Source organism: Streptomyces sp. UC4497, assembly GCF_054871485.1.
The window spans coordinates 68436-94411 of sequence record NZ_JBTYHB010000006.1; the positions used below are offsets into that span (position 1 = coordinate 68436).

At 69.7% G+C, this 25976-nt stretch carries 22 protein-coding genes and 2 tRNA genes; 13 read left to right on the top strand and 11 right to left on the bottom strand.

What is annotated here, in order from left to right; translation table 11 throughout:
• Positions 1-92 precede the first annotated feature (92 nt).
• Positions 93-169 (bottom strand) — tRNA-Pro (locus ACYSUO_RS10805).
• Between the two features lie 139 nt (positions 170-308).
• Here ACYSUO_RS10805 and ACYSUO_RS10810 point away from each other — a divergent pair.
• Positions 309-379 (top strand) — tRNA-Gly (locus ACYSUO_RS10810).
• A 91-nt stretch (positions 380-470) separates the two neighbouring features.
• Here the strand turns inward: ACYSUO_RS10810 and ACYSUO_RS10815 are convergent.
• The gene (locus ACYSUO_RS10815; RefSeq protein ID WP_461775844.1) at positions 471-665 is read right to left on the bottom strand and encodes a hypothetical protein; all 195 of its coding nucleotides are present in this window, start codon (positions 663-665) and stop codon (positions 471-473) included.
• A 510-nt stretch (positions 666-1175) separates the two neighbouring features.
• Between ACYSUO_RS10815 and ACYSUO_RS10820 the strand changes: the two genes are divergently transcribed.
• Complete coding sequence (locus ACYSUO_RS10820) at positions 1176-2333, top strand: acyltransferase family protein (RefSeq protein WP_461775845.1); 1158 nt, start codon at positions 1176-1178, stop codon at positions 2331-2333.
• Between the two features lie 72 nt (positions 2334-2405).
• On the top strand, positions 2406-3200 hold the full coding sequence (locus ACYSUO_RS10825; RefSeq protein WP_461775846.1) for an SDR family NAD(P)-dependent oxidoreductase: 795 nt from the start codon (positions 2406-2408) through the stop codon (positions 3198-3200).
• A 28-nt stretch (positions 3201-3228) separates the two neighbouring features.
• Here ACYSUO_RS10825 and ACYSUO_RS10830 read toward each other — a convergent pair whose 3' ends face one another.
• Positions 3229-3666 carry an HD domain-containing protein gene (locus ACYSUO_RS10830; RefSeq protein WP_461775847.1) on the bottom strand — a complete coding sequence of 146 codons (438 nt, stop codon included), beginning with the start codon at positions 3664-3666 and terminating at the stop codon, positions 3229-3231.
• A gap of 177 nt (positions 3667-3843) precedes the next feature.
• On the opposite strand from ACYSUO_RS10830, the gene ACYSUO_RS10835 reads away from it, so the two are divergent.
• Positions 3844-5025 (top strand): cation:proton antiporter, encoded by a 1182-nt coding sequence (locus ACYSUO_RS10835; protein WP_461775848.1) that lies wholly within the window; start codon positions 3844-3846, stop codon positions 5023-5025.
• Between the two features lie 6 nt (positions 5026-5031).
• Here the strand turns inward: ACYSUO_RS10835 and ACYSUO_RS10840 are convergent, their stop codons facing one another.
• Positions 5032-6204, bottom strand: coding sequence for a PP2C family protein-serine/threonine phosphatase (locus ACYSUO_RS10840; RefSeq protein WP_266719643.1), 1173 nt, complete (start codon positions 6202-6204; stop codon positions 5032-5034).
• 139 nt (positions 6205-6343) lie between these two features.
• Here ACYSUO_RS10840 and ACYSUO_RS10845 point away from each other — a divergent pair, with 139 nt between their 5' ends.
• A complete protein-coding gene (locus tag ACYSUO_RS10845; RefSeq protein WP_461775849.1) occupies positions 6344-7576 on the top strand; it encodes a GNAT family N-acetyltransferase in 1233 nt (410 codons plus the stop codon).
• Here the strand turns inward: ACYSUO_RS10845 and ACYSUO_RS10850 are convergent.
• Positions 7573-8388 (bottom strand): Fpg/Nei family DNA glycosylase, encoded by an 816-nt coding sequence (locus tag ACYSUO_RS10850; protein WP_461775850.1) that lies wholly within the window; start codon positions 8386-8388, stop codon positions 7573-7575. The two genes, ACYSUO_RS10845 and ACYSUO_RS10850, sit on opposite strands and share 4 nt — an antisense overlap.
• Positions 8389-8601: 213 nt before the next feature.
• Positions 8602-9090: a ribose-5-phosphate isomerase gene (locus tag ACYSUO_RS10855; protein WP_266719637.1), complete on the bottom strand. Its 489-nt coding sequence runs from the start codon at positions 9088-9090 to the stop codon at positions 8602-8604.
• Positions 9091-9252: 162 nt separating this feature from the next.
• On the opposite strand from ACYSUO_RS10855, the gene ACYSUO_RS10860 reads away from it, so the two are divergent.
• Positions 9253-10674 (top strand): amino acid permease, encoded by a 1422-nt coding sequence (locus ACYSUO_RS10860; RefSeq protein WP_461775851.1) that lies wholly within the window; start codon positions 9253-9255, stop codon positions 10672-10674.
• A gap of 108 nt (positions 10675-10782) precedes the next feature.
• On the opposite strand, the gene ACYSUO_RS10865 is transcribed toward ACYSUO_RS10860, so the two are convergent.
• Positions 10783-12279: a serine/threonine-protein kinase gene (locus tag ACYSUO_RS10865; protein ID WP_461775852.1), complete on the bottom strand. Its 1497-nt coding sequence runs from the start codon at positions 12277-12279 to the stop codon at positions 10783-10785.
• A 177-nt stretch (positions 12280-12456) separates the two neighbouring features.
• On the opposite strand from ACYSUO_RS10865, the gene ACYSUO_RS10870 reads away from it, so the two are divergent.
• Complete coding sequence (locus ACYSUO_RS10870) at positions 12457-13224, top strand: LPXTG cell wall anchor domain-containing protein (protein WP_461775853.1); 768 nt, start codon at positions 12457-12459, stop codon at positions 13222-13224.
• A gap of 4 nt (positions 13225-13228) precedes the next feature.
• On the opposite strand, the gene ACYSUO_RS10875 is transcribed toward ACYSUO_RS10870, so the two are convergent.
• Positions 13229-13828 carry a biotin transporter BioY gene (locus tag ACYSUO_RS10875; RefSeq protein ID WP_461775854.1) on the bottom strand — a complete coding sequence of 200 codons (600 nt, stop codon included), beginning with the start codon at positions 13826-13828 and terminating at the stop codon, positions 13229-13231.
• Positions 13829-14110: 282 nt separating this feature from the next.
• Between ACYSUO_RS10875 and ACYSUO_RS10880 the strand changes: the two genes are divergently transcribed.
• From ACYSUO_RS10880 to ACYSUO_RS10895, 4 genes are all read left to right on the top strand, one after another.
• Complete coding sequence (locus tag ACYSUO_RS10880) at positions 14111-15466, top strand: amino acid permease (RefSeq protein ID WP_461775855.1); 1356 nt, start codon at positions 14111-14113, stop codon at positions 15464-15466.
• Positions 15467-15651: 185 nt separating this feature from the next.
• Complete coding sequence (locus tag ACYSUO_RS10885) at positions 15652-17070, top strand: amino acid permease (RefSeq protein WP_461775856.1); 1419 nt, start codon at positions 15652-15654, stop codon at positions 17068-17070.
• Between the two features lie 132 nt (positions 17071-17202).
• Positions 17203-17844, top strand: a complete 642-nt coding sequence (locus tag ACYSUO_RS10890; protein WP_267070450.1) for a superoxide dismutase — start codon at positions 17203-17205, stop codon at positions 17842-17844.
• A 133-nt stretch (positions 17845-17977) separates the two neighbouring features.
• Positions 17978-18193 carry a hypothetical protein gene (locus ACYSUO_RS10895; protein WP_461775857.1) on the top strand — a complete coding sequence of 72 codons (216 nt, stop codon included), beginning with the start codon at positions 17978-17980 and terminating at the stop codon, positions 18191-18193.
• 1 nt (position 18194) lies between these two features.
• On the opposite strand, the gene ACYSUO_RS10900 is transcribed toward ACYSUO_RS10895, so the two are convergent.
• Positions 18195-18827 carry a mycothiol-dependent nitroreductase Rv2466c family protein gene (locus tag ACYSUO_RS10900; protein WP_426903631.1) on the bottom strand — a complete coding sequence of 211 codons (633 nt, stop codon included), beginning with the start codon at positions 18825-18827 and terminating at the stop codon, positions 18195-18197.
• A gap of 138 nt (positions 18828-18965) precedes the next feature.
• On the opposite strand from ACYSUO_RS10900, the gene pepN reads away from it, so the two are divergent.
• Both pepN and ACYSUO_RS10910 read left to right on the top strand, forming a co-directional pair.
• Positions 18966-21551 carry an aminopeptidase N gene (pepN, locus tag ACYSUO_RS10905; RefSeq protein WP_461775858.1) on the top strand — a complete coding sequence of 862 codons (2586 nt, stop codon included), beginning with the start codon at positions 18966-18968 and terminating at the stop codon, positions 21549-21551.
• Positions 21552-21807: 256 nt separating this feature from the next.
• Positions 21808-22857, top strand: a complete 1050-nt coding sequence (locus tag ACYSUO_RS10910; RefSeq protein WP_461775859.1) for a hypothetical protein — start codon at positions 21808-21810, stop codon at positions 22855-22857.
• Positions 22858-22866: 9 nt separating this feature from the next.
• Here the strand turns inward: ACYSUO_RS10910 and ACYSUO_RS10915 are convergent, their stop codons facing one another.
• Together ACYSUO_RS10915 and ACYSUO_RS10920 are read right to left on the bottom strand one after the other, a co-directional pair.
• Positions 22867-24009 carry a serine hydrolase domain-containing protein gene (locus ACYSUO_RS10915; protein WP_461775860.1) on the bottom strand — a complete coding sequence of 381 codons (1143 nt, stop codon included), beginning with the start codon at positions 24007-24009 and terminating at the stop codon, positions 22867-22869.
• A 98-nt stretch (positions 24010-24107) separates the two neighbouring features.
• The gene (locus ACYSUO_RS10920) at positions 24108-25892 is read right to left on the bottom strand and encodes a TIGR03767 family metallophosphoesterase (protein ID WP_461775861.1); all 1785 of its coding nucleotides are present in this window, start codon (positions 25890-25892) and stop codon (positions 24108-24110) included.
• Positions 25893-25976: the final 84 nt, after the last annotated feature.

Sequence of the window (25976 nt, forward strand, 5' to 3'; positions counted from 1 at the left end):
CATGCAGCTTGCATAGTAACGGCACGCCGCTGCGGACCCACAATGCGATCTTGGAGAACCCCGGGGCGGCCTCGCGGCCTGCGCCCGAACGCTGGTCGGGGTGGCGGGATTTGAACCCACGGCCTTCCGCTCCCAAAGCGGACGCGCTACCAAGCTGCGCCACACCCCGTCGGTGCGACACGTAGGGTACATGCCTGCAGGCCGTGCGGCTCCCGCGCTGCGGGCCATGGGAAAGAGGGTGTGCACTCGGCGCCCTCGACCCGCTACGATGCCTGCGTGCCGCGGTCACCGACCTGCGGTGCAGCCGTGCGGGCGTAGCTCAATGGTAGAGCCCTAGTCTTCCAAACTAGCTACGCGGGTTCGATTCCCGTCGCCCGCTCTCGTGAAAAGCCTCCGGCCCGGATCCACTCCTCGTGGACCGGGCCGGAGGCTTTTTCGCGGACCTCAGCCGGGGCGTCCTGGCCGCCGCCTCAGAAATTGATCGCGCTGATGCTGTCCGCGACCGAGTTGAGGAAGTTGTTGATCGCAGGCGCCATTCCGGTCGATGCGAGGAAGAAGCCGAAGAGCACCGCCACTATGGCGGGTCCCGCTTTGAGCGAGCCGCCGCGCATGAGGACGACGAGGACGATCGCCAACAACAGCACCACTGACAGCGAAATGGCCACACTGATCACACCCTAGGTCGGTCCGCTCTCCCGGCCCGGGGGGTACAGCCCCACCCCCCGCCAGAACCATCGTGCCACCAACACGGCACCCCTATGCGGCCCGTGACGCATCGTCGGCCACGTACCGGCTGGTTTCGGCTTGATCGTTTCTATCGTCCCGGCCGCCCCACGCGCCCGCCACCACCACGACCTGCAGGCTTTCTCTCAGTTTCCCCTTGGTTTGCACACAGGAAAATCAAGGAAATGCGATGTCCAATTACTGACCAAGCCGTACGGGACGAATCGGTCATTTCACCAGGGGCGGGCAAACCAGTGGGGCACAACCGCACAAACTCCATGTCAACTTCCGCACAAACGGGGTACCTGGAAACACCAAGGAGGAAACGAGTTGATGGTTTTACGAAATCACAGGGGCCCCACTAAGGTGCCTCAGATGTTCCACACTGCCATCATCCCCACCGGCGCAGTGCGGCCCCCCACGATCTCCCCGAGTTCCTGGTGGGAGGGCCTGTGACCAACTCGCTGCACCCGCAGGGCTCGCACCGCACCCCGCTCCCACCGACCGCGCGGCCGGCCGCGGAAGCCGCTCCCCGGCCCCAGCAGAAACCGGCCACCGCTCCGGCCGACTCCCCCAAGCCCAAGCAGCGCGACGCGTTCTTCGACAACGCCAAATACCTGGCCATCGTCTTCGTCGCGATGGGCCACTCCTGGGAACCGCTGACGGACGGCAGCCGTACCGCCGAAGCGCTGTACGAGATCGTCTACACGTTCCACATGCCGGCGTTCATCATCATCTCCGGCTATTTCTCGCGCAGCTTCGACATGCGGCCCGACCGGCTGCGGCGCCTCATCACCGGCGTCGCCGTGCCGTACGTGATCTTCGAGGTCGCGTACAGCATCTTCAAGAAGTACGCGGACAACGATCCCGGCCATCCGATCAGCCTGCTCGACCCATGGTTTCTGACCTGGTTCCTCGTCGCGCTCTTCGTCTGGCGGCTCACCACGCCGCTGTGGAAGGTCGTCCGCTGGCCGATCCCGCTCTCCATCGCGATCGCCGTGCTCGCCTCGGTCTCCCCCGACATCGGCGACGACCTGGACCTCCAGCGCGTACTGCAGTTCCTGCCGTTCTTCGTGCTCGGCCTGTTCCTGAAGCCCGAGCACTTCCAGCTCGTGCGGCGCCGCGAGGTGCGGATCCTGTCCCTGCCGATCGCGGCGTGCGCCTTCCTGCTCGCCTACTGGTCGGCTCCGCGTATGACGTCGGTGTGGTTCTACCACCGCGACAGCGCGCAGGAGCTGGGCGTTCCGTGGTGGGTCGGCGTCGTCATGACGCTCGCCCTGTTCGGCTGCTCGATCGTGCTCACCGCGTGCTTCTTCGCGTGGGTGCCGGGCCGCAAGATGTGGTTCACAGTGCTCGGCGCCGGGACGCTGTACGGCTATCTGCTGCACGGGTTCCTGGCGAAGGGCTCCCGGTTCTGGGGCTGGTTCGACGCGGACTGGACCCACACCCCGTACGGCGAGGTCGCCGTCACGCTCATCGCCGGCGCGGTCGTCACCGCCCTGTGCACGCCACCGGTGCAGCGGGCGTTCCGTTTCGCCATGGAGCCGAAGATGCCGTGGGCGTTCAAGAAGGACGCCACCGAGACGGCACGGGCCAGGCAGCGCGCCTGACGTGGTTCGGGTAAGGGTGGGACGGGAACCCAACTCGCCCGCCCTTACCCGAACCACGAGGAGCCCGGCCTCATGCAGATCGATCTGACGGGACGCACCGCCCTGGTCACCGGATCCACCCAGGGCATCGGCGCCGCCATCGCGACGGGCCTGGCCCGGTCCGGGGCCCGCGTCGGCGTCAACGGCCGGACGCGGGAGCGCGTGGACGAGGCCGTCTCCCGCATCCGCGCCGAGGTACCCGACGCGGACCTGGTGCCGGTCGCCGCCGACGTCACCACGGAGGACGGCCTGCGGGACGCCGCCGAGGCGCTCCCCCACATCGACATCCTGGTCAACAACCTGGGCATCTTCGGCTCCGCCGACCCGCTGGAGATCACCGACGCCGAGTGGCGCCGCTACTTCGAGGTCAACGTGCTGGCCGCGGTCCGGCTGATCCGCCACTATCTGCCCGACATGACCGAGCGCGGCTGGGGCCGGATCCAGAACATCGCCAGCGACTCGGCCGTCGTGATCCCCGCCGAGATGATCCACTACGGGATGTCCAAGACAGCGCTGCTCTCGGTGAGCCGCGGCTTCGCGAAGCAGGCCGCAGGCAGCGGCGTGACCGTCAACTCCGTCATCGCCGGCCCCACCCACACGGGCGGCGTCGAGGACTTCGTCTACGAGCTGGTCGACCGCTCCCTGCCCTGGGACGAGGCACAGCGCGCCTTCATGCGCGAGCACCGCCCGCAGTCCCTGCTGCAACGGCTCATCGAGCCCGAGGAGATCGCGAACATGGTGGTCTACCTGGCATCCGACCTCTCCAGCGCCACGACGGGCGGCGCGCTGCGGGTGGACGGCGGTTACGTGGACTCGATCCTGCCGTAGGGCCGTTACGGCTTTACGGCCGTAAAAATCAGGCAAGCCCCAGCAGCGCGCGCATCGTCGCGTACTTCTGTGTCAGTCGATTCCGGGTCGGCTCGTCGAGGACGGCGAGGCGGCCCGGATCCGCGTTGTGGGCCAGGTCCGCCTCCTTGACCAGGCGGGCGCCGGGGGTGGCGAGGATGCGCCGCGCGTACGCCTCCGGGGGCTCGCCCTTGCGCTTGGTCAGCGCGCGGACGACCGCCTTCGTCTCCGCCGGGAGCGGGGCCGCGTCCAGCCACTCCTGCGTGAGCGCGTCGTCCTCGATCGCGTCGTGCAGCCATGCCGCGGCGATCTGGGCATCGTCGCCTCCCCTGGCGCGCGTGCCCTCGGCCACGGCCGCCAGATGCTCCGCGTACGGGCGGCCCGCCTTGTCCTTCTGGCCTTGGTGGGCCTGGCGCGCGAGGGCCTCGACTTCCTTCAGCGTGAGCATGCCGCCGACCCTCTCACACGGCTCAGGACTGGGCCCACAGGTCCTTTGGTAAGCTAAGTATTGACGTTTTCTTGACGCTCTCTTGACCAAAGCCTCTGGTCGACCCCTCGACCTTTACGTACGGCTTCAAGACCAAGGAGGAACGGGCCCATCGGACACGCAGACACCTTGATCGCCATGGGCGGCGCCTTTCTCGCGGCCGCCGTCCTCGCCCGCCTGGGAGGGCGGATAGGCCTCCCCACCATTCCCCTGTTCATCCTGGCCGGGATCCTGCTCGGCCCCCACACGCCGGGCGTCGTGCTGCTCTCCGACCCGCACGACCTGGAGATGCTCTCCGCGCTCGGCCTCGTACTTCTGCTCTTCTATCTCGGCCTCGAGTTCCACATGGACGACCTGAAGACGGGCGGCCGCAAGATGGCCCTCGCCGGCGGGACGTACCTCGCGCTGAACGTCGGCGCCGGCCTCGGTTTCGGATTCGCCCTCGGCTGGGGCACATCCGAGGCTCTGGTCCTCGCCGGGGTGCTCGGCATCTCGTCGTCCGCGATCGTCACCAAGGTCCTTGTCGACACCGGCCGGCTCGGGAATCCCGAGACCAAGCCGATCCTCGGGATCATCGTGGTCGAGGACATCTTCCTCGCCCTGTATCTGGCCGCGTTGCAGCCGATCCTGTCCGGGGCGGACTCGCTGTCGGCGGCCGTGCTCGACGGCGGCAAGGCCTTCGGGTTCCTGCTGCTGCTCGCCCTCGCGGCGCGCTTCGGCACGCGGCTCGTCGGCAAGCTGTTCAACACCAAGGACGACGAGCTCCTCGTCATCTCCTTCCTCGGTGCCGCGGTGTTCGTGGCCGGGGTCTCCGAGTGGTTCGGCGTCGCCGACGCCATCGGGGCGTTCATGGTCGGCCTGATGCTCGGGTCCACCGCCTCCGGCGAGCGGATCATGAAGCTGGTGCACCCGCTGCGGGACGCCTTCGGCGCGATCTTCTTCTTCGGGTTCGGTCTCTCCATCGACCCCGGTGACCTGCCGAGCGTGCTGTGGCCGGTGCTCGCGGCGGTCGCGCTGACGCTCGTCATGAACGTGCTCGCGGGACTCGGGGCGGCGAAGATCTACGGATTCGGGGCCGGGCCCGCCGCGAACATCTCGACCACGCTGCTCGCGCGCGGCGAGTTCGCGCTGATCCTCGCCACGATGGCCGCGGCCGCCGGGCTCGACGAGCGGCTCTCGCCGTTCATCGCGGGGTACGTGCTGCTGCTCGCGGTCCTCGGGCCGCTGGCCGCGGGCCGGTCCGGTTGGCTGGCCCGGATCCTGCCGATCAAGGAGCGGTCGCCGGTGCTCGATGAGCCACGGGTCGGCGCCGGGGTGTAGTACCCCTCACGCGTCCCGGCAGATCAGCAGCAGCGCCCGGTCGTCGTTGACGTCCTTGGCCACCGCCTCGATGAGGTGCCAGGCCGCGCCGTGGAAGCCGCCGGTCACATACCGGTCGGCTTCCCCGGTGAGGCGGTCCATGCCCTCGCTGATGTCCCGCTCGGAGGTCTCGACGAGGCCGTCCGTGAACAGCATCAGCACGTCACCGGGGCGCAACGTCCCCTTCGTGGCGTCGAATTCGGCCCCGTCGTAGACACCGAGGAGCGGGCCCTCGGCCGCCTTCTCCTCCCAGCGGCCCGTGCCCGCGCTGAGTTGCAGGCCCGGCGGGTGGCCCGCGGAGTACAGCTCGTAGTCCCCGGACTCCAGGTCCAGGACGAGGTGGATCGAGGTCGCGAAGCCCTCGTCCCAGTCCTGGCGGAGCAGGTAGCCGTTGGCCGCCGGCAGGAAGGCGTGCGGCGGCAGCGAGCCGAGCAGCCCGCTGAAGGCGCCGGCGAGCAGCAGGGCCCGGCTGGCCGCGTCCATGCCCTTGCCCGACACGTCCGTGAGGACGACCTCCAGCGTGCGGCCGTTGTTCGTACGGGCCGCGACAACGAAGTCACCGGAGAACGACTGGCCGCCCGCCGGGCGCAGCGCCATCTCGCGGTGCCAGCCCGGCGGCAGCTTGGGCAGCCGGCTCTGTGTGCGGATACGTTCGCGCAGGTCGAAGAGCATCGTTCCGCCGCGCCGCCAGGGCACGCCGACCCGGCTGCGGAACTGGGCGATGAGCAGGCCGAAGAACCCGCAGGCCGCGACCGTGAGCACGGTGCCGGGCGTGACCCCGGCCGCGCGCTGCGTGTAGGGGCCCAGCTGGAACGATTCCACGATCAGCGCCGCGGCCGCCGCCGCGTACAGGCCGAGCAGGCTGGCGGGGCGCAGCAGCAGGCCGCCCGCGACGATCGGCAGGACGAGGACGGCGGGCGCGCACCACACCGGGTTGAGGATGGTGGCGAAGGCGATCACCGGGATGGTGATGAGCAGGCCGACGAGCGCGATCCAGTCGGAGCCGTCCCCGCGGAAGTAGTCCACTCCGGATTTGCGCACGGCTGTGCGGACCCGGTGGACACGCATTCTCAACCGGGCCGGGAACGTATCGGCCTCCGCGCGCTGTTTGCGCCCGCGCCGCTCTCGTCGTAGCGCCATTGTTCGTGGACCCTATCCACCGGGTCAGGGCCTGTGCACGGGAGGTCCCACTTGTCCCCCTTTCCGGGCACCCCTGTCAGCGCCGGTACGGGAGGTAAATTCCCTCGCCCGTCGCTGCCCGCCCTGGTAGGGATGGCGTATGGCGACCGATCTGCGCACCTTGCGGGACAGCGAGTGGGACCACTGGTACGGGAAGCTGGAGCGGGCCTTCGGCGGAGTCGCCGAGGCGGCCGAGGAGCGCGGGCTCTACCGGGAGCTGACCTCCTTCGACCGCTCCCTCGGAGTGTGGGACGGGGACGAGTGCGTGGGTACGGCCGGCGCCTTCCCGTTCCGCGTCGCGGTGCCCGGCGGGGCGTTCGTGACCGCGGCGGGCGTGACGATGGTCAGCGTCGCCGCGACGCACCGCAGGCGCGGCATCCTGACCTCGATGATGCGCCGTCAACTCGACGACGTACGAAGGTGGGGCGAGCCCCTGGCGGTCCTCACGGCGTCCGAACCCGTCATCTACGGGCGGTTCGGCTACGGCATCGGGACCCGTAAGGCCGCGGTGCGCATCGAGTCCCGGCAGGTCCGGATCGACGCGCCCGCAGAGGCCGACCTGGTGCGACTGCGGTACGTGGAGCCGGCGGAGGGCGCCGAGCGGTGCGAGTCCGTGTATCTGCGGACCGTGGGGACGCGGCCCGGGATGCTCGCCCGGACGCCCGGCTGGGAGCGGCTGCCGCTGCTCGACCCGGAGCAGGACCGGGACGGGGCGTCGCCGCTGCAGTGCGTCGTGGCCGAACGCGACGGGGAGACGGTCGGGTTCACGCGCTTCCATGTCCGGCCGGACTCCGCGGAGGGGGTGGATCGCAACCGGGTCCTGGTGCGCGAGGTGACCGCGGTCGAGCCCGCGGCGTACGCGGCGCTGTGGCGGTTCCTGTGCTCCATCGACCTGACGGAGACCGTGGAGTGCGGCAACCTTCCCGTGGACGATCCGCTGTTCTCGCTGGTCTCCGACATCCGGCGGTGCGGCGTACGGGTGCGTGACTCGATGCACGTACGTCTGGTGGAGGTGGGCGAGGCGCTCGAAGCGCGTACGTATCTCACGCCCGTGGACGTCGTGTTCGAGGTCGCGGACGCCTTCTGCCCCTGGAACGAGGGGCGTTGGCGACTCACGGGCGACGCGAAGGGCGGCGCGTCCTGCAAGCGGACCGAGGAGCCGGCCGATCTCGCCCTGTCCGTACGGGAGTTGGGTGCGGCCTATCTCGGTGACGCGTCACTGATGGAGCTGGCCGGGGCCGGGCGGGTGCGGGAGCTGCGGCCCGGAGCGCTCGCGGAGGCGTCGGTGGCGTTCGGCTCGACCGTCGCGCCGTGGCTGCCGCACGGGTTCTAACGGGGCGGTTGGCACGTCGGGCACCAGAAGAGGTTGCGGGCCGCCAGTTCGGCCGTGCGGATCTCGGTGCCGCACAGGTGGCAGGGCCGGTGCGCGCGCCGGTAGACGTAGACCTCGCCGCCGTGGTCGTCGACGCGCGGCGGGCGGTTCATCGCCTCGGGGGTGTGCTCGGGGCGGACGGTGTCGATGCGGTTGGCGCGGACGCCGTCGTGCATGAGCGCCACCAAGTCGTCCCAGATGGCGTGGAGTTGGGGCTCGGTGAGGTTCCTGCCCGGGGTGTACGGGTCGATGCCGTGGCGGAAGAGGACCTCGGCGCGGTAGACGTTGCCGACGCCCGCGATCACCTTCTGGTCCATGAGGAGCGCGGCGATGGTGGTGCGGCTGCGGGAGATGCGGGTGAACGCGCGGGTGGGGTCCTCGCCGGGGCGCAGCGGGTCCGGGCCGAGGCGGTCGTGTATCGCCTGCTTCTCGGCGTCCGTGATGAGGGCGCAGGTGGTGGGGCCGCGGAGGTCCGCGTAGTGGGTGTCGTTCGCGAGGCGCAGACGGACGGTGTCCGTGGGGGGCGGGGCGGGGGTCGCGCCGAAGGTGTACTTGCCGAAGAGGCCGAGGTGGATGTGGATCCAGGCGCCCTCGTCGCCGAAGCCGAGGAAGAGGTGCTTGCCGATGGCCTCGGTGCGGGTGAGTTCTTGGCCGGTGAGGAGCGCTGCCGCGTCGGAGAACTTGCCCTGGGGGCTGGTCACGGTGGCCTTGCGGCCGGCGAAGCGGGTGGCGTGGTCCTGGGCGAGGCGGTGGATCGTGTGGCCTTCGGGCACGCCGGTTCCTTTCGGCTGGCCGTGGTTGACGTCACGGGGCGCTGCCCCGGACCCCGCGGGCTCTCGTCACCAGAGCGGGGCTGATCTGGGGCTCTGCCCCATACCCCGCTGGCTCTCGTCACCAGAGCGGGGCTCAAAATACCCATCCGCCGCTGGGCTCGAATGGCTCCGCCCCGGGGGCGTAACCCCGGGGCGGGTGCGGACCCGGAGGGGCTAGTCCTGCTGCGGGTGGTGCGCGGGGATCGCGGGGAGCACGCCCGACGTCTCGTAGGCCGAGAGCATGTCGATGCGGCGCTGGTGGCGCTCCTCGTTGGAGTACGGCGTCGCCAGGAAGATCTCGACGAACTTCGTCGCCTCCTCCTCCGTGTGCATCCGCCCACCGATGGAGATCACGTTCGCGTTGTTGTGCTCACGGCCCAGCGCAGCGGTCTGCTCGCTCCAGGCGAGGGCCGCACGGACGCCCTTCACCTTGTTCGCGGCGATCTGCTCACCGTTGCCGGAGCCGCCGATCACGACGCCGAGGGCGTCCGGGTCACCGGCCGTCCGCTCCGCGGCGCGGAGGCAGAACGGCGGGTAGTCGTCCTGGGCGTCGTAGATGTGGGGCCCGCAGTCGACGGGCTCGTGGCCGTGGGCCTTGAGCCATTCGACCAGGTGGTTCTTGAGTTCGTAGCCGGCATGATCCGAGCCGAGGTACACGCGCATGGGTCCGAGTGTGGCACGACGCGCGCCGGGTAGCCGCCTCCGGGTGCCCGCCGGGGCGCCTCGTCGTGGCCTTGACAACAATCCGGACTCAAAGCTTCCGCACGGGCGACCTGGTGCGTTGAATGCGAACCCACGTTTACCGCAAACGTAAGGACCCAGTGCATGACCACGCAGTCGCCCCCCACCACCGGGGCCTCTTCCGGTACGCCGCCCACCGGCGGCGACGGTGACGGACTCAAGGCAGGGCTGAAGAACCGGCACCTGTCCATGATCGCCATCGGCGGTGTCATCGGAGCCGGTCTGTTCGTCGGCTCCGGCTCCGGCATCGCCGCCGCGGGACCCGCCATCCTCGTCTCGTACGCCCTCGTCGGCGCGATGGTCGTCTTCGTGATGCGGATGCTGGGCGAGATGGCCGCCGCACGGCCGTCGTCCGGTTCCTTCTCCGCCTACGCCGACCAGGCCCTGGGCCGCTGGGCCGGCTTCTCCATCGGCTGGCTCTACTGGTTCTTCTGGGTCGTGGTGCTCGCCGTGGAGGCGACCGCCGGGGCGAAGATCCTCAACGGCTGGATACCGGGCGTCCCGCAGTGGGGGTGGGCGCTGATCGTGATGGTCGTGCTCACCGTCGTGAACCTTGCGGCCGTCGGCAGTTACGGAGAGTTCGAGTTCTGGTTCGCCGGGATCAAGGTCGTCGCGATCGCGGCGTTCGTGATCGTGGGAATGCTCGCCGTGTTCGGGCTGCTGCCCGGCTCCGACAACCCGGGCTCCGGGCTCGGACACCTCACCGACTCCGGCGGCTTCTTCCCCAAGGGGCCCGGAGCGATCCTCACCGGTGTCCTGATGGTCGTCTTCTCCTTCATGGGCTCCGAGATCGTCACGCTCGCCGCCGGTGAGTCCGAGGACCCGCAGAAGGCCGTCACCAAGGCCACGAACTCCGTGATCTGGCGTATCGGCATCTTCTACCTGGGCTCGATCTTCGTCGTGCTGACCCTGCTGCCGTGGAACGATCCGTCGATCGTCAAGGAGGGGTCCTACGTGGCCGCTCTGAACTCCATCGGCATCCCGCACGCCGGGCAGGTCATGGACGTCATCGTGCTGACGGCCGTGCTGTCGTGTCTGAACTCGGGGCTCTACACCGCTTCCCGTATGGCCTTCTCGCTCGGGCAGCGCGGTGACGCGCCGAAGGCGTTCGCGAAGACCACGTCGAGTGGTGTGCCGCGGGTCGCGATCCTCGGGTCCGTCGTCTTCGGGTTCCTCGCGGTCTGGTTCAACTACCAGTGGCCGGACACCGTCTTCAACTTCCTGCTGAACTCCTCCGGAGCCGTCGCGCTGTTCGTGTGGCTCGTCATCTGCTTCACGCAGTTGAAGATGCGCGGGATGATTCTGCGGGACCAGCCGGAGAAGCTGGTCGTCAAGATGTGGCTGTTCCCGTATCTGACGTGGGCGACGATCGCGATGATCTCGTTCGTGCTTGTGTACATGTTGACGGATGACGCGGGGCGGGAGCAGGTTCTGCTGTCGCTGCTCGTTGCGGCGTTCGTCGTGGGGTTCGCGCTCGTACGCGAGCGCCTGCAGCGGCGCGGGTAACTGTTCCGGTGGTCCGGGGTCGGCGTCACGGGGCGCTGCCCCGGACCCCGCTGCTCAATCGCCGCAGGGGCTTAAATTTGCTGGTCCGGGCCTGACGCTGCCCGGATTTCAGCCGTCAGAAGTACCGAGCGGAGTGAATGTCGACTTCACGCGCTCGTACGTCTTCCGCGCCTGCCCCTCCACCTCCGGGCGGTACCACGTCCCCACCTGGAAGGACCGGCTTCCGCGGTCGAAGCCAAGGAGTTCCGCGTGCCAGCGGGCGCCCTTCAGAGTGAAGAGGTACTCCCAGACCACCGCGGGGCGGCCGCGGAACGTGGTGCGGGTCAGGCGGAGCTTTTCGTAGTCCTGGCCCTGGTGGGCGGCGCGTTCGGACTTCTGCCACGTGGCCAGGAGGTCGTCCTTCGCGAGGGCCGACTGGGCGACGAGTTCCTGGGTGCCGTCCGGTGACGTGTAGTGCACCTCGGACGCCGTCTTCACCACCCGCTCCCAGCCCTTCGGCGGCACCCATGCGTACCCCGCCTCCCGCCGCGCGCCGGCAGGGAGGCTCTCGGTCGGCGGCCGGGACGTGCCCTCGACGGTGGGCGGGCGGGACGTCGTGGGTGTCGAGCCGCCCGCCTTCGGGTCCCCGTTCGGCAGTGTGAGGGCGAGGGCCGCCGCGAGGCCCACGGTCAGCGCTCCCCCGGTCGCGACGAGCGTGATCCGGCGGCGATTCGGGCCGGGAGGCCGCTGGGGTGAGGGCGGGGGCGGCGCCGGGGGCTCGACCGGTGGTGGCGGCGCCGGAGTCGTGACCGGCGTCGATGACGGCGTCCGTGTCGGCAGCAGTGTCAGCGCCCACGTCACCTGGTCCAGGTCCGCGCGCTCCGCCGGTTCCTTCGTCAGCAGGGCCGCCAGGAGCGGCTCCAGGTCCCCGGCCGCGTACGGCAGTTGTGGTTCCTCGTGGAGGACGGCGTGCAGGGTCGCGAGGGTCGTCTCCCGGGAGAACGGCGAGCTGCCGCCGAGCGCCGCGCAGAGTGTCGCCCCGAGCGACCAGAGGTCGGACGGCGGGCCCTGCGGCCGGCCCGAGACCCGCTCCGGGGCCATGTAGTCGGGCGAGCCGACCAGCATCCCGACCATGGTGAGCGCCTTGGCGTCCTGCATCGCGGCGATGCCGAAGTCCGTGAGCATGACGCGACGCTGCCCCACGCGCTCCATCAGTACGTTGCCGGGCTTGATGTCCCGGTGCAGCACGCCGCCCGCGTGCACCTGGCGCAGCGCTCCGGCCAGGCTCAGACCGATCCGCGCGACCTCGTCCGCCGGCAACGGCCCGTCGTCGACGAGCAGCTGCTCCAGGGAGCGGCCGTCGACCAGCTCCATGACGATCCACAGACGTTCGCCCTCGTCGACGACGTCATAGACGCGCACCACGCCCGGGTGGTCGATGCGGGCGGTGGCGCGGGCCTCGCGCAGCGTGCGCTCGCGGCGGGTGCGGGCGTCCTCGGGGTCGAGGCCGTCGACGCGCATTTCCTTGACGGCGACCCGGCGGTCGAGCATTTCGTCCACCGCGCGCCACACGCGCCCCATTCCACCCTGGCCTATGGATTCGTCCAGGCGGTAGCGGGACGCCACCAGTAATCCCTGAACGCCTCCGCTTGTATTTCCAGGCAATCGACTGCACCCCCGGCACACAACGTCGACACTTCACGCCGCCCCAGCATAGTGCGGAGAAATCTTGTGGTACCTCTTCAAGTGCCGCGAATTCGGCCGCGGTTGGGGGAAGCGGAAATACCTAGGGGGACGATGAGCATGGGTTCACGACGTCAGGTCAAAATCGCCGGGTCGCTGTGCGCGGCCGCCGTGACGGCGTTCATGGTGCTGCCGGGGGCCGCGCTCGCGGACGACGGGCCTGGTCCGGGCAGTGGTGAGGGGGGAAAGCCGGTGGACGCGGCGCCCTCGGGCGTGAAGCTGACCACGGCGCTGCCGAAGCAGATCTCGGCCGACAACTCGACCGGCGAGACGCAGAATCTGATCGCGAGCGTCAGCAATCAGGGCAGCAAGGGAAGCGGCCGGATATTCCTGGCCGTGGTGGGGTTCGACGGGCTCGTGGTGAAGGATGTTCCGAACTGCACCGCGATTCCGGAGAACAAGCTGCCGAAGGGTTCCAACAGCGGATTCTCCTGCCCCATCGACAACCTCAAGGCGGGAAAGACACAGTCGTACAAGGTCGCCGCGACATTCGATCTCGAAAAGACCGGGAAGATCTGTCTGCCGGTGCAGAGCGGGGACACGAAGAAGACGTTCTGGCAGCAGGGCCCGGTGCCGTTCGGCACGACGAGCCCCTCGCCGAACGCGCCCGTCACACCGCTGCTGCTCAACACGGAGAACAAGCCGGCCGCCCCCGCGGGCGACAACAGCGACAAGGGCGGGGGCGGCGGGGGCGACGATCAGGAGAACCTGCCGTCGACCGGCGTCGGTGACGCCGCGCTGCCGCTGGGCGCGGTCGGCGCGGCTCTGATGGCCGCCGGCGGGGCGGGCCTGTGGTGGACCCGCAGGACCGACCCGGGCGCGGGCTAGGTGCTTACTTGTCGGCGAGCTTCCAGGCGGCGGGCAGCGCGCCCATCGCCAGGGCCGCCTTCAGGACGTCGCCGATCAGGAACGGGGTGAGGCCCGCGGCGATCGCGGCCGTGAGGCCCATCCCGGTGGACAGCGCCAGGTACGGGACGCCGACCGCGTAGACGATGGCCTCGCCGAGCAGGAACGTGCCTGCGGTGCGCAGCATCGAGCGGTCCGCGCCGCGCCGGGCGAGCGCGCCGACCGCGGCCGAGGCCAGCATCAGACCGATGACGTAACCGAACGAGGCCATCGCCATGCCCGAGCCGCCCTCCGCGAACCACGGCACGCCGGCCATGCCCGCGAGCGCGTAGACGGCGAGCGCGAGGAAGCCGCGGCGGGCGCCGAGCGCGGTGCCGACGAGCAGCGCGGCGAAGGTCTGACCGGTCACCGGCACCGGCGAGCCCGGGACCGGGAGCGCGATCTGCGCGGCGATGCCGGTGAGGGCGGCGCCACCGAGGACAAGCGCCGTGCTCTTCAAGGCCACGGCGGACTTCGTGCGGGAGGCGGGCAGGAGGTCGGCCAGGACCTTGCCCGGACGGGCGGTCGTGACAGCGGCGGTGCTCATGGGGACTCCGCGTTCAGTTAAGAGACCTTGCGGTCGGGCAGGGCAGGACTTTGTGACGCTATCCCAGGGGAGTTGAGGCGATCACGGTCGCCGGTCGACAAAGGCCCCCGCATCGGGTTGGTGGGCTCTGAACAAACAACGGCAGCTACACCTCGTACAAGGTGATGCTCGTCACTGGGAGAGTCCGTTTTGCGTGCGGAGGTGCTTGAACGGGAGACTGTAGGTTCCCGCCAAACCGCGCACGCCCGCGCGACCCGCACATCCGAGAACGGCTGAAGCCCCATGCAAGACGAACCACTCTCCGCCGGGCTGAAGCAGCGCCACCTCACGATGCTCGGCCTCGGCGGGGTCATCGGCGCGGGCCTGTTCGTCGGCTCGGGAGCCGGTATCGCGGTCGCGGGGCCCGGCATCGTCGTCTCGTACCTGATCGCGGGCGCGCTCGCGATGCTGGTGATGCGGATGCTCGGCGAGATGTCCGCCGCGATGCCCGCGTCCGGTTCCTTCTCGGTGCACGCGGAGCGGGCGCTCGGCCGGTGGGCCGGGTTCACCGCCGGATGGCTCTACTGGTTCATGCTCGTGGTGGTGCTCGCCGTCGAGGCGACGGGCGCGGCGCAGATCGCGAACGGGTGGGTGCCGGGCGTCCCGCAGTGGGCGTGGGTGCTGCTCTTCATGGTCGTGTTCACCGTCGCCAACCTGACGGCGGTGAAGAACTTCGGCGAGTTCGAGTTCTGGTTCGCGGCCCTCAAGGTCTTCGCGATCATCGCGTTCCTGGTGCTCGGCGCCCTCGCGATCTTCGGGATCCTCCCCGACACCGATCCAGTCGGTCTCACCCATCTGACCGGCGACGGCGGGTTCCTGCCGCACGGCTGGGAGGGTGTCATCTCCGGTGTCCTCGCGGTCGTCTTCGCGTTCGGCGGCCTGGAGGTCGTCACGATCGCGGCCGCCGAGTCCGAGGACCCGGCCCGCTCGGTGGCGCGCGCGGTGCGCAGCGCGGTGTTCCGGATCCTGTTCTTCTACGTCGGTTCGATGCTGGTCATCGTGACCGTGCTGCCCTGGACGGAGCAGAAGGCGGGGATCAGCCCGTACGTCACCGTGCTCGACTCGATCGGCGTCCCGTCGGCGGCGCAGATCATGAACATCGTGGTGTTCGTGGCGCTGCTCTCCGCGCTGAACGCCAACCTCTACGGCTCCTCGCGCATGATCTTCTCGCTGGCCGAGCGCGACGAGGCGCCGAAGTCGCTGCTGAAGGTGAGCGGTGGCGGGGTGCCGCGCCGCGCGGTCCTGGCCTCGGTGGCCTTCGGCTTCATCTCGGTCCTGCTCAACCTGGAGTGGCCGGACACGATCTTCCTCTACATGCTCAACTCGGTCGGCGCGGTGCTGCTGTTCGTGTGGGCGCTGATCGCCGTGTCGCAGCTGCGGCTGCGGCGGCGCATCGAGCAGGAGGCCCCCGAGCGCCTCGTGTTGAGGATGTGGGCGTTCCCCTGGCTGACCTGGGTGGCGATCGCCGCGATGGCCGCGGTCTTCGGCCTGATGCTGACCGACGACACGGCGCGGCCGCAGCTGATGTGGTCGACCGGGGCGACGCTGCTGGTCCTCGCGGTCGCGGGCGTACGGGAGTTGCGCGCACGGCGTGCCTGAGTGGTGTTCGTGCGTTCACCGAACGTCGACATGATCATTGCGGCGTGTGAGCGTCGTGTCCGTATACCGGAAACCTATTCCCTCTGAGCGGGCCGCGCCCTGACACTGTGGCGGTTTTACGCACCGTTTACGCCAGGACCGTCAGGACCTTCAGGACCGTCACCGCTACTGAACAGGGCACACCCATGTCTGGGAACTCAGCGCAGTCCACCGCAGAGAGTGCGGACGCGCGGCCGGACGAGCAGGCGCCGGCCGAGCCGTCGCTGTCGCACGGCCTCAAGCAGCGCCATCTTTCCATGATCGCGCTCGGCGGCGTGATCGGCGCGGGCCTCTTCGTCGGCTCCGGCACCGCGATCGCCGCCGCGGGCCCCTCGATCATCCTCGCCTACGCGATATCCGGCGCGCTCGTCATGCTCGTGATGCGCATGCTGGGCGAGATGTCGGCCGCTTACCCGGCTTCCGGATCGTTCTCCGTGCATGCCGAGCGGGGCATCGGGCCGTGGGCCGGATTCACCGCGGGCTGGTCCTTCTGGTTCCTGCTCTGCGTGGCCGTCGGCCTGGAGGGCATCGGCGCGGCGGGCATCGTGCACGGCTGGGTGCCGGGCGTGCCCGAGTGGGCCTGGGTCGCCCTCTTCATGCTGCTGTTCACGATCACGAACCTGTCGGCCGTGAAGAACTTCGGCGAGTTCGAGTTCTGGTTCGCCGCGCTCAAGGTCGGCGCGATCGTGCTCTTCCTCGTCATCGGCGTCCTCGCCATCCTCGGCGTGCTGCCCGACGTCGACGCCCCCGGCATGTCCAACCTCACCGGCCACGGCGGCTTCATGCCGAACGGCACGGAGGGGTTGATCGTCGGCCTGCTCGCGTCGGTCTTCGCGTACGGCGGTCTGGAGACGGTGACGATCGCCGCCGCCGAGTCCGAGCACCCGGTGCAGGGCGTCGCGAAGGCGGTCCGCACCGCAATGTGGCGCATCGCCCTCTTCTACGTCGGCTCGATGGCGGTCGTCGTGGTCCTGCTGCCGTGGACCGCGAAGGAGATCCCGACCAAGGGTCCGTACGTCGCCACGCTCGACTACCTGGGCGTGCCCGCGGCCGGCCAGATCATGAACGTGGTCATCCTCGTCGCGCTGCTCTCCGCCATGAACGCCAACATCTACGGCGCCTCCCGCATGGCCGCCTCGCTGGTCGCCCGCGGCATGGGCCCGAAGGTCATCGGCAAGGTCACGAACGGGGTGCCGCGGTTCGCGGTGCTGCTGTCGGCGGTCTTCGGCTTCGTGTGCGTGCTGCTCAGCTACTGGCGTCCGGACGACGTCTTCGCCTGGCTGCTCAACACCATCGGCGCGATCATCCTCGTCGTCTGGTTCTTCATCGCCGTCTCCCAGCTGGTGCTGCGCCGCAAGCTGGAGCGGGAGGCGCCGGAGAAGCTGGTCGTGAAGATGTGGGCGTACCCCTACCTCACGATCATCGCGCTCGTCGGCATGGTCGCCGTCTTCGTCCTGATGGCCCGCGAGCACGACACGCGGATCCAGCTGTACTTCTCGGGCGGCCTGGCGGTCATCCTCGCGGCGGTCGGGTACGCGCGGCAGAAGCTGGCGGAGAAGAAGTAGCCGCACCGAGTTCAACGTGAAGGGCCCCCGGACCACTTGGTCCGGGGGCCCTTCGCGTTGCACCCGACCTTCCTGCTGTTAGCCTGCACTTGCAATAGAATTGCAATAAGCAGTCGGAGGGCACGGAGAGACATGGCCACGTACACGCTTCCTGAGCTTCCGTACGACTACGCGGCGCTTGAGCCGGTCATCAACCCGCAGATCATCGAGCTGCACCACGACAAGCACCACGCGGCGTACGTGAAGGGCGCGAACGACACCCTGGAGCAGCTGGCCGAGGCGCGCGACAAGGAACAGTGGGGGTCGATCAACGGCCTGGAGAAGAACCTGGCCTTCCACCTCTCCGGCCACATCCTGCACAGCATCTACTGGCACAACATGACGGGTGACGGTGGCGGCGAGCCGCTCGCGGCGGACGGCGTGGGCGAGTTGGCCGACGCGCTCACCGAGTCCTTCGGCTCCTTCGCCGGGTTCAAGGCGCAGCTGACGAAGGCCGCGGCCACCACGCAGGGATCCGGCTGGGGCGTCCTCGCGTACGAGCCGGTGAGCGGGCGGCTCATCGTCGAGCAGATCTACGACCACCAGGGCAACGTCGGCCAGGGCTCGACCCCGATCCTCGTCTTCGACGCGTGGGAGCACGCGTTCTACCTGCAGTACAAGAACCAGAAGGTCGACTTCATCGAGGCGATGTGGCGGGTCGTCAACTGGCAGGACGTGGCCAAGCGGTACGCGGCCGCGAAGGAGCGGGCGTACAACCTGCTGCTGGTGCCGTGACGCCGTGAAGCGTCCCGCCTCGTGATCGTCTTCTCAACCTTCACGTCGGCGGGCGGTGGAAACGACGGACCCCCGTGAGGATGTGACTCACGGGGGTCTGTCGGTACGGGCGGTTCCGGGGGAACGTGGGTGCATGGCGACGGAGGTTGAGCGGCACTGCCCCACGTGCAAGTCCGACGAGCAGCACCGGCATGTGACCTCGAAGGAGAGCGACTGGCTCCGGACGGAGCACGACGTGACCTTCACCAACGACTGGTGGAGGTGCAAGCGCGAGGGCTGTCGCACCATCCGGTACTACCACGCCGAAAGCCAGAATCATCAGCTCCCAGAGGGCTTCGACGACGACTAGATCAGTCGAAGATCGGGCCCACCGTGCGCGTGCGCTTGATTTCGTAGAAGCCCGGGACCGAGGCCACGAGGAGCGTGCCGTCCCAGAGCTTGGCCGCCTCCTCGCCCTTGGGCGCCGGGGTGACGACGGGGCCGAAGAAGGCGATCTGGTTGCCGTCGGCTCCCGGCACCGCGATGACCGGCGTGCCGACGTCCTGGCCGACCTTGTCGATGCCCTCCTTGTGCGAGGCGCGGAGCTCGTCCTCGTACTTGGTGGCGTCCCAGTGGTCGAGGAGCGAGGCGGGCAGGCCGACCTCGTCCAGGGCGCCGGCGACGGCCTCCTTCGTGGGGCCCTCGCCGCGGTTGTGGATACGCGTGCCGAGCGCGGTGTAGAGGTCGCCGAGGACCTCCGCGCCGTGCTCCTGCTGCGCGGCGATGACGACACGGACCGGGCCCCAGGCCTGGGTGCGCATCATCTCCTGGTACTCCTCGGGCAGCTCGTCGAGGCGCGGCTCGTTGAGCACCGCGAGGCTCATCACGTGCCAGCGGACCTTGATGTCGCGGACCTTCTCGACCTCCAGGACCCAGCGCGAGGTCATCCAGGCCCAGGGGCACAGGGGGTCGAACCAGAAGTCGACGGGGGTCTTCTCGGACATGGTTCTCCTCAAGATTCACCGGGTGGTCTCGGCAGCGGCAACGCGGCCCGTGCCCGGTCCATTCCCCGATGTCCGGTGTCACAGCCGCGTGCGAGGATCGTAGGCGGCTGAACAGTTACGTCACAAAGGAGTGCCGCCGTGCCCGGTGAGAATCTGTCCCGCGACGAGGCCCGCGAGCGGGCGGGTCTGCTGTCCGTCGACGGGTACGAGGTGTCGCTCGACCTGCGCTCCGCGGTCGGCGACTTCGCCGGCGACGGGCCGCGCACCTTCCGTTCCGTGACCACGATCCGGTTCCGGTCGAACGAGGCGGGGGCGGCCACGTTCGTCGACCTCATCGCCCCGTCCGTGACGGCCGTGTCGCTGAACGGCGAGGACCTCGACCCGGCGGCCGTGTTCGACGGCAACCGCATCCACCTGGAGAGCCTGGCGGAGGACAACGAGCTGGTGGTCGACGCCCAGTGCGCGTACTCGCGTACGGGTGAGGGCATGCACCGCTTCGTCGACCCCGAGGACGGCGAGGTCTACCTCTACACGCAGTACGAGCCCGCCGACGCGCGCCGCGTGTTCGCGAACTTCGAGCAGCCCGACCTGAAGGCGCCGTACCGCTTCAGCGTGCAAGCCCCGGAGGGCTGGACCGCGTGGTCGAACGGCGTCGGTGAACTGGTCGACGGCGTCTGGCAGTTCGCCGAGACCAAGCCGATCTCGACGTACATCACGGCGGTCGTCGCCGGGCCGTACCACTACGTGACGGATTCGTACGAGCGGACCTTCGAGGACGGGTCGAAGCTCGTCGTCCCGCTCGGCGCGATGTGCCGCAAGGGGCTCGCCCCGTACTTCGACGCCGACGACGTCTTCACGGTGACCAAGCAGGGCCTCGACTTCTTCCACGACAACTTCGACTACCCGTACCCCTTCGGGAAGTACGACCAGGCGTTCGTGCCCGAGTACAACCTGGGCGCCATGGAGAACCCGGGGATGGTGACCTTCCGCGAGGAGTTCATCTTCCGCGGGAAGGTCACGCAGGCGTCCTACGAGCGGCGCGCGAACGTGATCCTCCACGAGATGGCCCACATGTGGTTCGGCGACCTCGTCACCATGCGCTGGTGGGACGACCTGTGGCTGAAGGAGTCCTTCGCGGACTTCATGGGCGCGTTCTCGATGGTGGAGGCGACGCGGTTCACGGACGGCTGGATCACCTTCGCCAACAACCGGAAGTCGTGGGCGTACCGGGCGGACCAGCTGCCGAGCACGCACCCGATCACGGCCGACATCCGGGACCTGGAGGACGCGAAGCTCAACTTCGACGGCATCACGTACGCCAAGGGCGCGTCGGTGCTGAAGCAGCTCGTCGCGTACGTCGGGCGGGACGCGTTCCTGGAAGGCGCGCGGCGGTACTTCAAGCGGCACGCCTACGGGAACACCGAGCTGGGCGATCTGCTGTCGGCCCTCGAGGAGACGAGCGGGCGCGACCTGGCGACCTGGTCGCGGTCCTGGCTTCAGACCGCGGGCGTCAACTCCCTTACGCCGCAGGTCATTTTGAACGCCGAGGGGCGGATCACCGAGCTGGCGGTCGTACAGGAGGCCGCCGAGTCGCACCCCGAGCTGCGGCCGCACCGGGTGGCCGTGGGCCTGTACCGGCGTGCGGCCGGCGGCGCCGTCGAGCGGTACGCGCGCGCGGAGGTCGACGTGGACGGGCCGCGGACGGTCGTGGGCGAGCTGGCCGGGGCCGAGGCTCCGGAGCTGGTGCTGGTCAACGACGACGACCTCACGTACTGCAAGATCCGGTTCGACGAGGGTTCGCTGGCGACGCTGCGGAACCACCTCGGGGACATCTCCGACCCGCTGGCCCGGGCCCTGTGCTGGTCGGCGCTGTGGAACGCGACGCGGGACGCGTTGATGCCCGCGCGTGACTTCATCGATCTCGTGCTGCGGTTCGCGGGCCGCGAGTCCGACATCGGCGTGCTCCAGATGCTGCACGCGTGGGCGCGCTCCGCGCTCGTGCACTACGCGGTGCCCGAGTGGCGCGAGACCGGCGGGCGGCTGCTCGCCGAGGGCGCGCTCAAGGAGCTGCGGATCGCGGAGCCGGGGAGCCAGCACCAGTTGACGTGGGCGCGCTTCTTCGGTGCGGTCGCCTCCAGCGAGGCCGATCTGCAGCTGTTGCAGGGGCTGTTGGACGTTTCCGGCGGCGCGAAGATCGACGGGCTCGACGTCGACCAGGAGCTGCGGTGGGCGTTCCTGGAGACGCTCGCGACGTACGGGGCCGCGGACGAGCGCGTACTGGCGGCGGAACTGGCGCGGGACGACACCGCCTCCGGCAAGCGGCACCAGGTGCGGTGCCTCGCGGCGCGGCCGTCGGAGGCCGTGAAGGCGCAGGCCTGGGCGCAGGTCGTGGAGTCGGACGCGCTGAGCAACGCGCTGGTGGAGGCCACGATTTCGGGGTTCCAGCAGCCGTCGCAGCGGGCGCTCACCGCGGGGTACGCGGAGAAGTACTTCGCGGTGATCGAGCGGGTGTGGGGCGAGCGGTCGATCCAGATCGGGATGGATGTGGTGCGGGGGCTGTTCCCCGGGTTGCAGGACTCGCAGGCGACGCTGGATGCGACGGATGCGTGGCTGTCCGGGCATGAGCAGGCGGCGCCGGCGTTGCGGAGGCTGGTGCTTGAGGCGCGGGACGACTTGGCGCGGGCGCTGCGGGGGCAGGCGTGTGACGGGGCTGCGGGCAGGTAGTCGCTGCGGGCAGGTAGTCGAGCGGTTGCGGTACCCCGGGGTTTCGGCCTCGGGGCTCTGCCCCGGACCCCGCGCCTCAATCGCCGGCGGGGCTTAAGTGGTGTTACTGAACGCTGGCAAACGGGGCCGTAACCCCCGGTGCCGCCTGGTCTTTTCGGCAGATCGGCGGGGGACCTTTAGGGCGACGATGTCCGGAGTTTTCTACGGGGGTGTAACAGCGGTTAGTGGGGGGTTCTTGGGCGGGAATGGCCGGGTCATGAACCAGAACACCCCCGCCCCGCTGTCGCCCCGCCCCCTGCGCCACCTCGACCAGAACCAGCGGCAGCTGATGAGCGCCGCGCAGCTGAAGGCTCACGGTGTGGGCGCCGCCGCCGTGTCAGAGCAGTGCCGGGCCGGTGGGGCCTGGCAGCAGTTGCTGCCAGGTGTGTACTTGTTGCACCCCGGCCCGGCCGGCGACGAGGAGCGGCTGCACGCCGTGCTGATGTACTCGGGGCGGGCCCCCGAGCGGCGCGGGCGCCCGGACGGGGTGCCCACGCAGCACGCCCCCGGCCGCCCGGCGTACTCCGACACCATGGTCACCGGGCTCGCCGCCCTCACGCTGCACGGCTTCTCCGCCGCTCCCCCGCTGTCCGCGCTCGACCACATCGACGTGCTCGTCCCGCGCACCCGGCGGCTGCGCTCCACCGCCTTCGCGCGGCTGATCCGCACCACTGCCCTGCCGACTCCCGTACAGCTGAACGGAGTTCCGGTCGTCCCCGTGCCGCGGGCCCTCGCCGACGCGGTGGCCCGGCTGTCCGACGCGAGCGCCGTGCGGCGGCTGCTCACCGAGGCCGTACGCGGCGGGCACTGCGAACCGGCCGCCGTCGTACGGGAGTTGTCCCAGGCCCGGCTGCTGACCAGGCCGCACGTCATCGACGCCGTCGACTCGCTGCTCGCCGAGGGGCGGACCATCGCCGAGGACCGGCTGTACGCGATGGTGCGCGAGCACGGGCTGCCCGACCCCGTGTGGAACGTGGATCTGCGGCTGCCGGGCGGCCCGCACCTCGGCGGCGTCGACGCCTTCTGGCCCGACCACTCCGTCGCCGTGGAGCTGGACACCCGGGCGCCGCGCCAGGACGACGACGCGCTGTGGAGCGAGTACGCCCGTAAGCGGGAGCACCTGGAGCGGCTCGGGATCACCGTCGTGCACATCTCCCCGAAGAAGCTGCGCGAGTCGATCGAGCAGCAGGCCGCCATCGTGCGGACCGCGTTGATGGCTTCCGGTGACCGGGACCCGGCGGCGTACGTCGTGGTCCTGCCTCGATGAGCGGACGGGCTACTTGGGGCAGAACTCCGCCTGGGCGACCTTCATCATGTCGCCCGCCCAGTCGCCGTTGAAGTTGAGGGCGAGGGAGTGGCCGCCGTCGGGCGTCGTCAGGACGAGCGACTCCGAACCGTGGATGCCGCCGCCGTGGCCCCACACGACGGTGCCGCACTCCAGCTTCATGCGTTGCAGGCCGAGGCCGTAGGCGGAGTCCGGTCCATGGGTGCCGCCCGGCGCCGTGGTCCGCATCTCCTTCATCTGCTCGGGCGGCAGCAACTTGCCGCGTACCAGGGCGGTGTAGAAGCGGTTCAGGTCGGCGGAGTCGGAGATGATCTCGCCGGATCCGAAGGAGCCGCTCGGATTGAACTCGGTGACCTCGTACGTCGGCCCGGCGCTGTCGCGCAGTTTGGAGTACGCCAGGGAGGCGGGGCGCGGCACGTGCGGGTCGGTGCCGGGGACCTTCGTGGCGTGCAGGTTCAGGGGCTCGATGATGCGGCGTTCGATCTCGTCCCCGTACGGGTGGCCCGTCGCCTTCTCGATGACCATGGCGGCGAGCGTGTAGTTGGTGTTGGAGTAGTCCCAGCCGCCTCCCGGGTCGAAGCGCGCCTTGTTGCGCACGCCGACGCGTACGAGGTCCTCCGGCGCGAAGGTGACGTCGCGGTGATGGAGGAAGTTCTTGGTCATGTACGTCTCGTAGAACCGCTCGTCCTCCAGGTAGTCGGCGATGCCGCTGGTGTGGTTGAGCAGATGGCGCAGGGTGATGCGGTCGGCGTCGTATCCGTCGCCCCTGACGAGTCCGGGCAGCCAGTGCTCGACGCTGTCGTCGAGGTCCAGCTCCCCTTCGGCCTCCAGCTGGAGGAGGACCGTGGCGACGAACGTCTTGGTGACGGAGCCGACGCGGTAGTGGTCGTGGGCGCCGCGCGGCTTGTTCGTGGCGACGTTTCCGACGCCCGAAGTCCCCTTCCACGTACGGCCTTTGTCGCGGACCTGAGCGGTGACGCCGGGGACGCCCTCGCGTACGGCGGCGTCCATGGCCCGCTGGGTGGCTCGGTGGTCGTCGCGGGCCGGGCCCGATGCGAGGGTCGGCGTGGCGAGCGCCCCGGTCGTCATCGCCAGTACCGTCGCCGCCCCCAGCAGGGCCGTGCGCTTCAGCATGTGTCTCCTCCGTTGCGGTGCCGTGGGATCGCGTTCGAGCGGAGGGACTTCGGGGGTGAGTGCGGGAGTTGAGCGGGTGTCGGACGGTTGGGCCGTAATCAGCCCTTCCTGAGGACGAGTTCGGTGTTGCGGTCGCCCGGGGTGCCGGAGAGCGTGGCGCGCGAGCCGGGCGCGTTGAAGGAGAGCTCGCGGTAGAGGCCGGCGAGGCCCGTCTGCGTGAGGTCCGTGAAGTCGGTGCGGTGCGGGGCCGAGGACTCGATGAGCGTCGTGAAGACGGACAGCGTGCCGTCGCGGTTGTCGGCGACCTCGATGATGCGGGCGAGCTGCGGGAAGTCGACGTGGGACGCGGTGGAGATCTCCCAGAAGCCGGTGCCGTCGCCGGTGCCCGCATGTGGCGTGATGTCGTTCTTGTGGCTGTGGCCGTTCACCCAGGCGAGGACGGGGCGGTGGGCGGCGAGCAGGGCGGTCAACTCCTCGCCGCCGTGCCGCGCTTCGCCGGGGCGGTCCGGGTCCTCGCGGAGGTTGCGCATCGTCTTTGAGGTGTGGTGGGAGAAGACGAGGACGTGGTCGCCGCGCCGCTCGGCGGCCTTCAACTCGCGCTTCAGCCAGTCCAGTTGGGACGAGCCGATCGAGCCCTCGTAGTGGCCGGCCGGGTCCGTGGTGTCGAGGCTGATGCCGAGGACGTCGTCGGAGATCCGGAACACGTAGTGCTGCGTCGCGTCGGCCAGGTTGGCCTGGGTGTAGCCGTGGCCGATCGGGCCAGGACCCATGTGCGCGGGGTCGAGGTGGGCCGCGACGTACTCGACCGGCGTGAACGGGGCGCGCGACTCGTCGGGCGTCACCCGGCGCATCTTCCGCTTGTGCGAGACGAGCAGCTCCTTGAACGCCTTGCCCTTCGGGTCCCCGCCGTTCTGTACGTTGTCCCAGATCGCCTTGCCCGTGGCGGTGTCGAGGTCCATCAACTTGCGGTCGCCCACAGCGAATTCGGCGAAGTACGGGTCGGCGGGCGCGTAGCAGCCGCCGGGCAGCGAGTCGTGGTTGCCGACCGTGGAGTACCAGGGGACGTTCAGGCCGGGACTCTGCAGTTCGGAGATCGCGGCGTCCAGGAAGCCGGGAATGCGGGGGAAGCCGTGGTCCCGCTTGTCGCCGTCCCGAAAGGCCGCGTCCGGCTGCCAGTAGAGGGGAAGCCCGCTGTTCTGGACGCCCTCGTAGTGGCGGGGGTCGCCGGTGTTGGGGCTGATGCGGCCGCCGCTCATCGCCTTGAGGAACCAGTCGAGTTCGGAGCGGGCGTTGTTGTCGGTGTTGTCGCCCGTCGTCATCACGAAGTGCAGCGGCGAGGCGGTGACGGGGGCGCCGCGCAGGGCGTTCACCCGCTCCACGAGGGCGACGGCCCCGGCGACGCTCAGCGCCTCCTGCGGTCGCCAGGCGCTCGCGGTCTGCGACCTCAAGTACTCGTACCGCAGGGGGTGTTGTACGTCGACCAGGTGGAGGTCGGTGAACTGGACGAACGCGGCGAGCGGCTTCCGCTTGGCCTCGCGGTCGCCCCGGGCTGAGCCGAGTTCGGTGCGGACGACGCGGGTCCAGGCCGGGCCGTCGCCCAGGCGGCGGTAGCCGGTGCCTGCTGCGGCGGCGGTTGCGACGGCGGCGAGGGTGGTGCCGCGGGTGTAGGGGGCGAGGGGGGCGGCGGGCGCCTTGCGGGACATCGCCCGTGCGGGGGCGGCGGCCGGGTGGGCAGCGGCCTGGTGGGCGGCGGCGCTGGTGCCGCCCGCGGGGCCGAGGGCGTATCCGATGCCGGCAGAGAGGGTCACCGCGCCGGTCGCGGTCAGGAATGCGCGGCGGTCGATCTCTGCGGCGGCTGTGGTGACAGAGCGTATGCGCGGCATGGCGCGGTCTCCCCGAGTACGAACGCGTCGACAGTGACGGCCGGGCCGGTCCGGTCGAACGGCCCTTCCGTACTGGATCGTTGG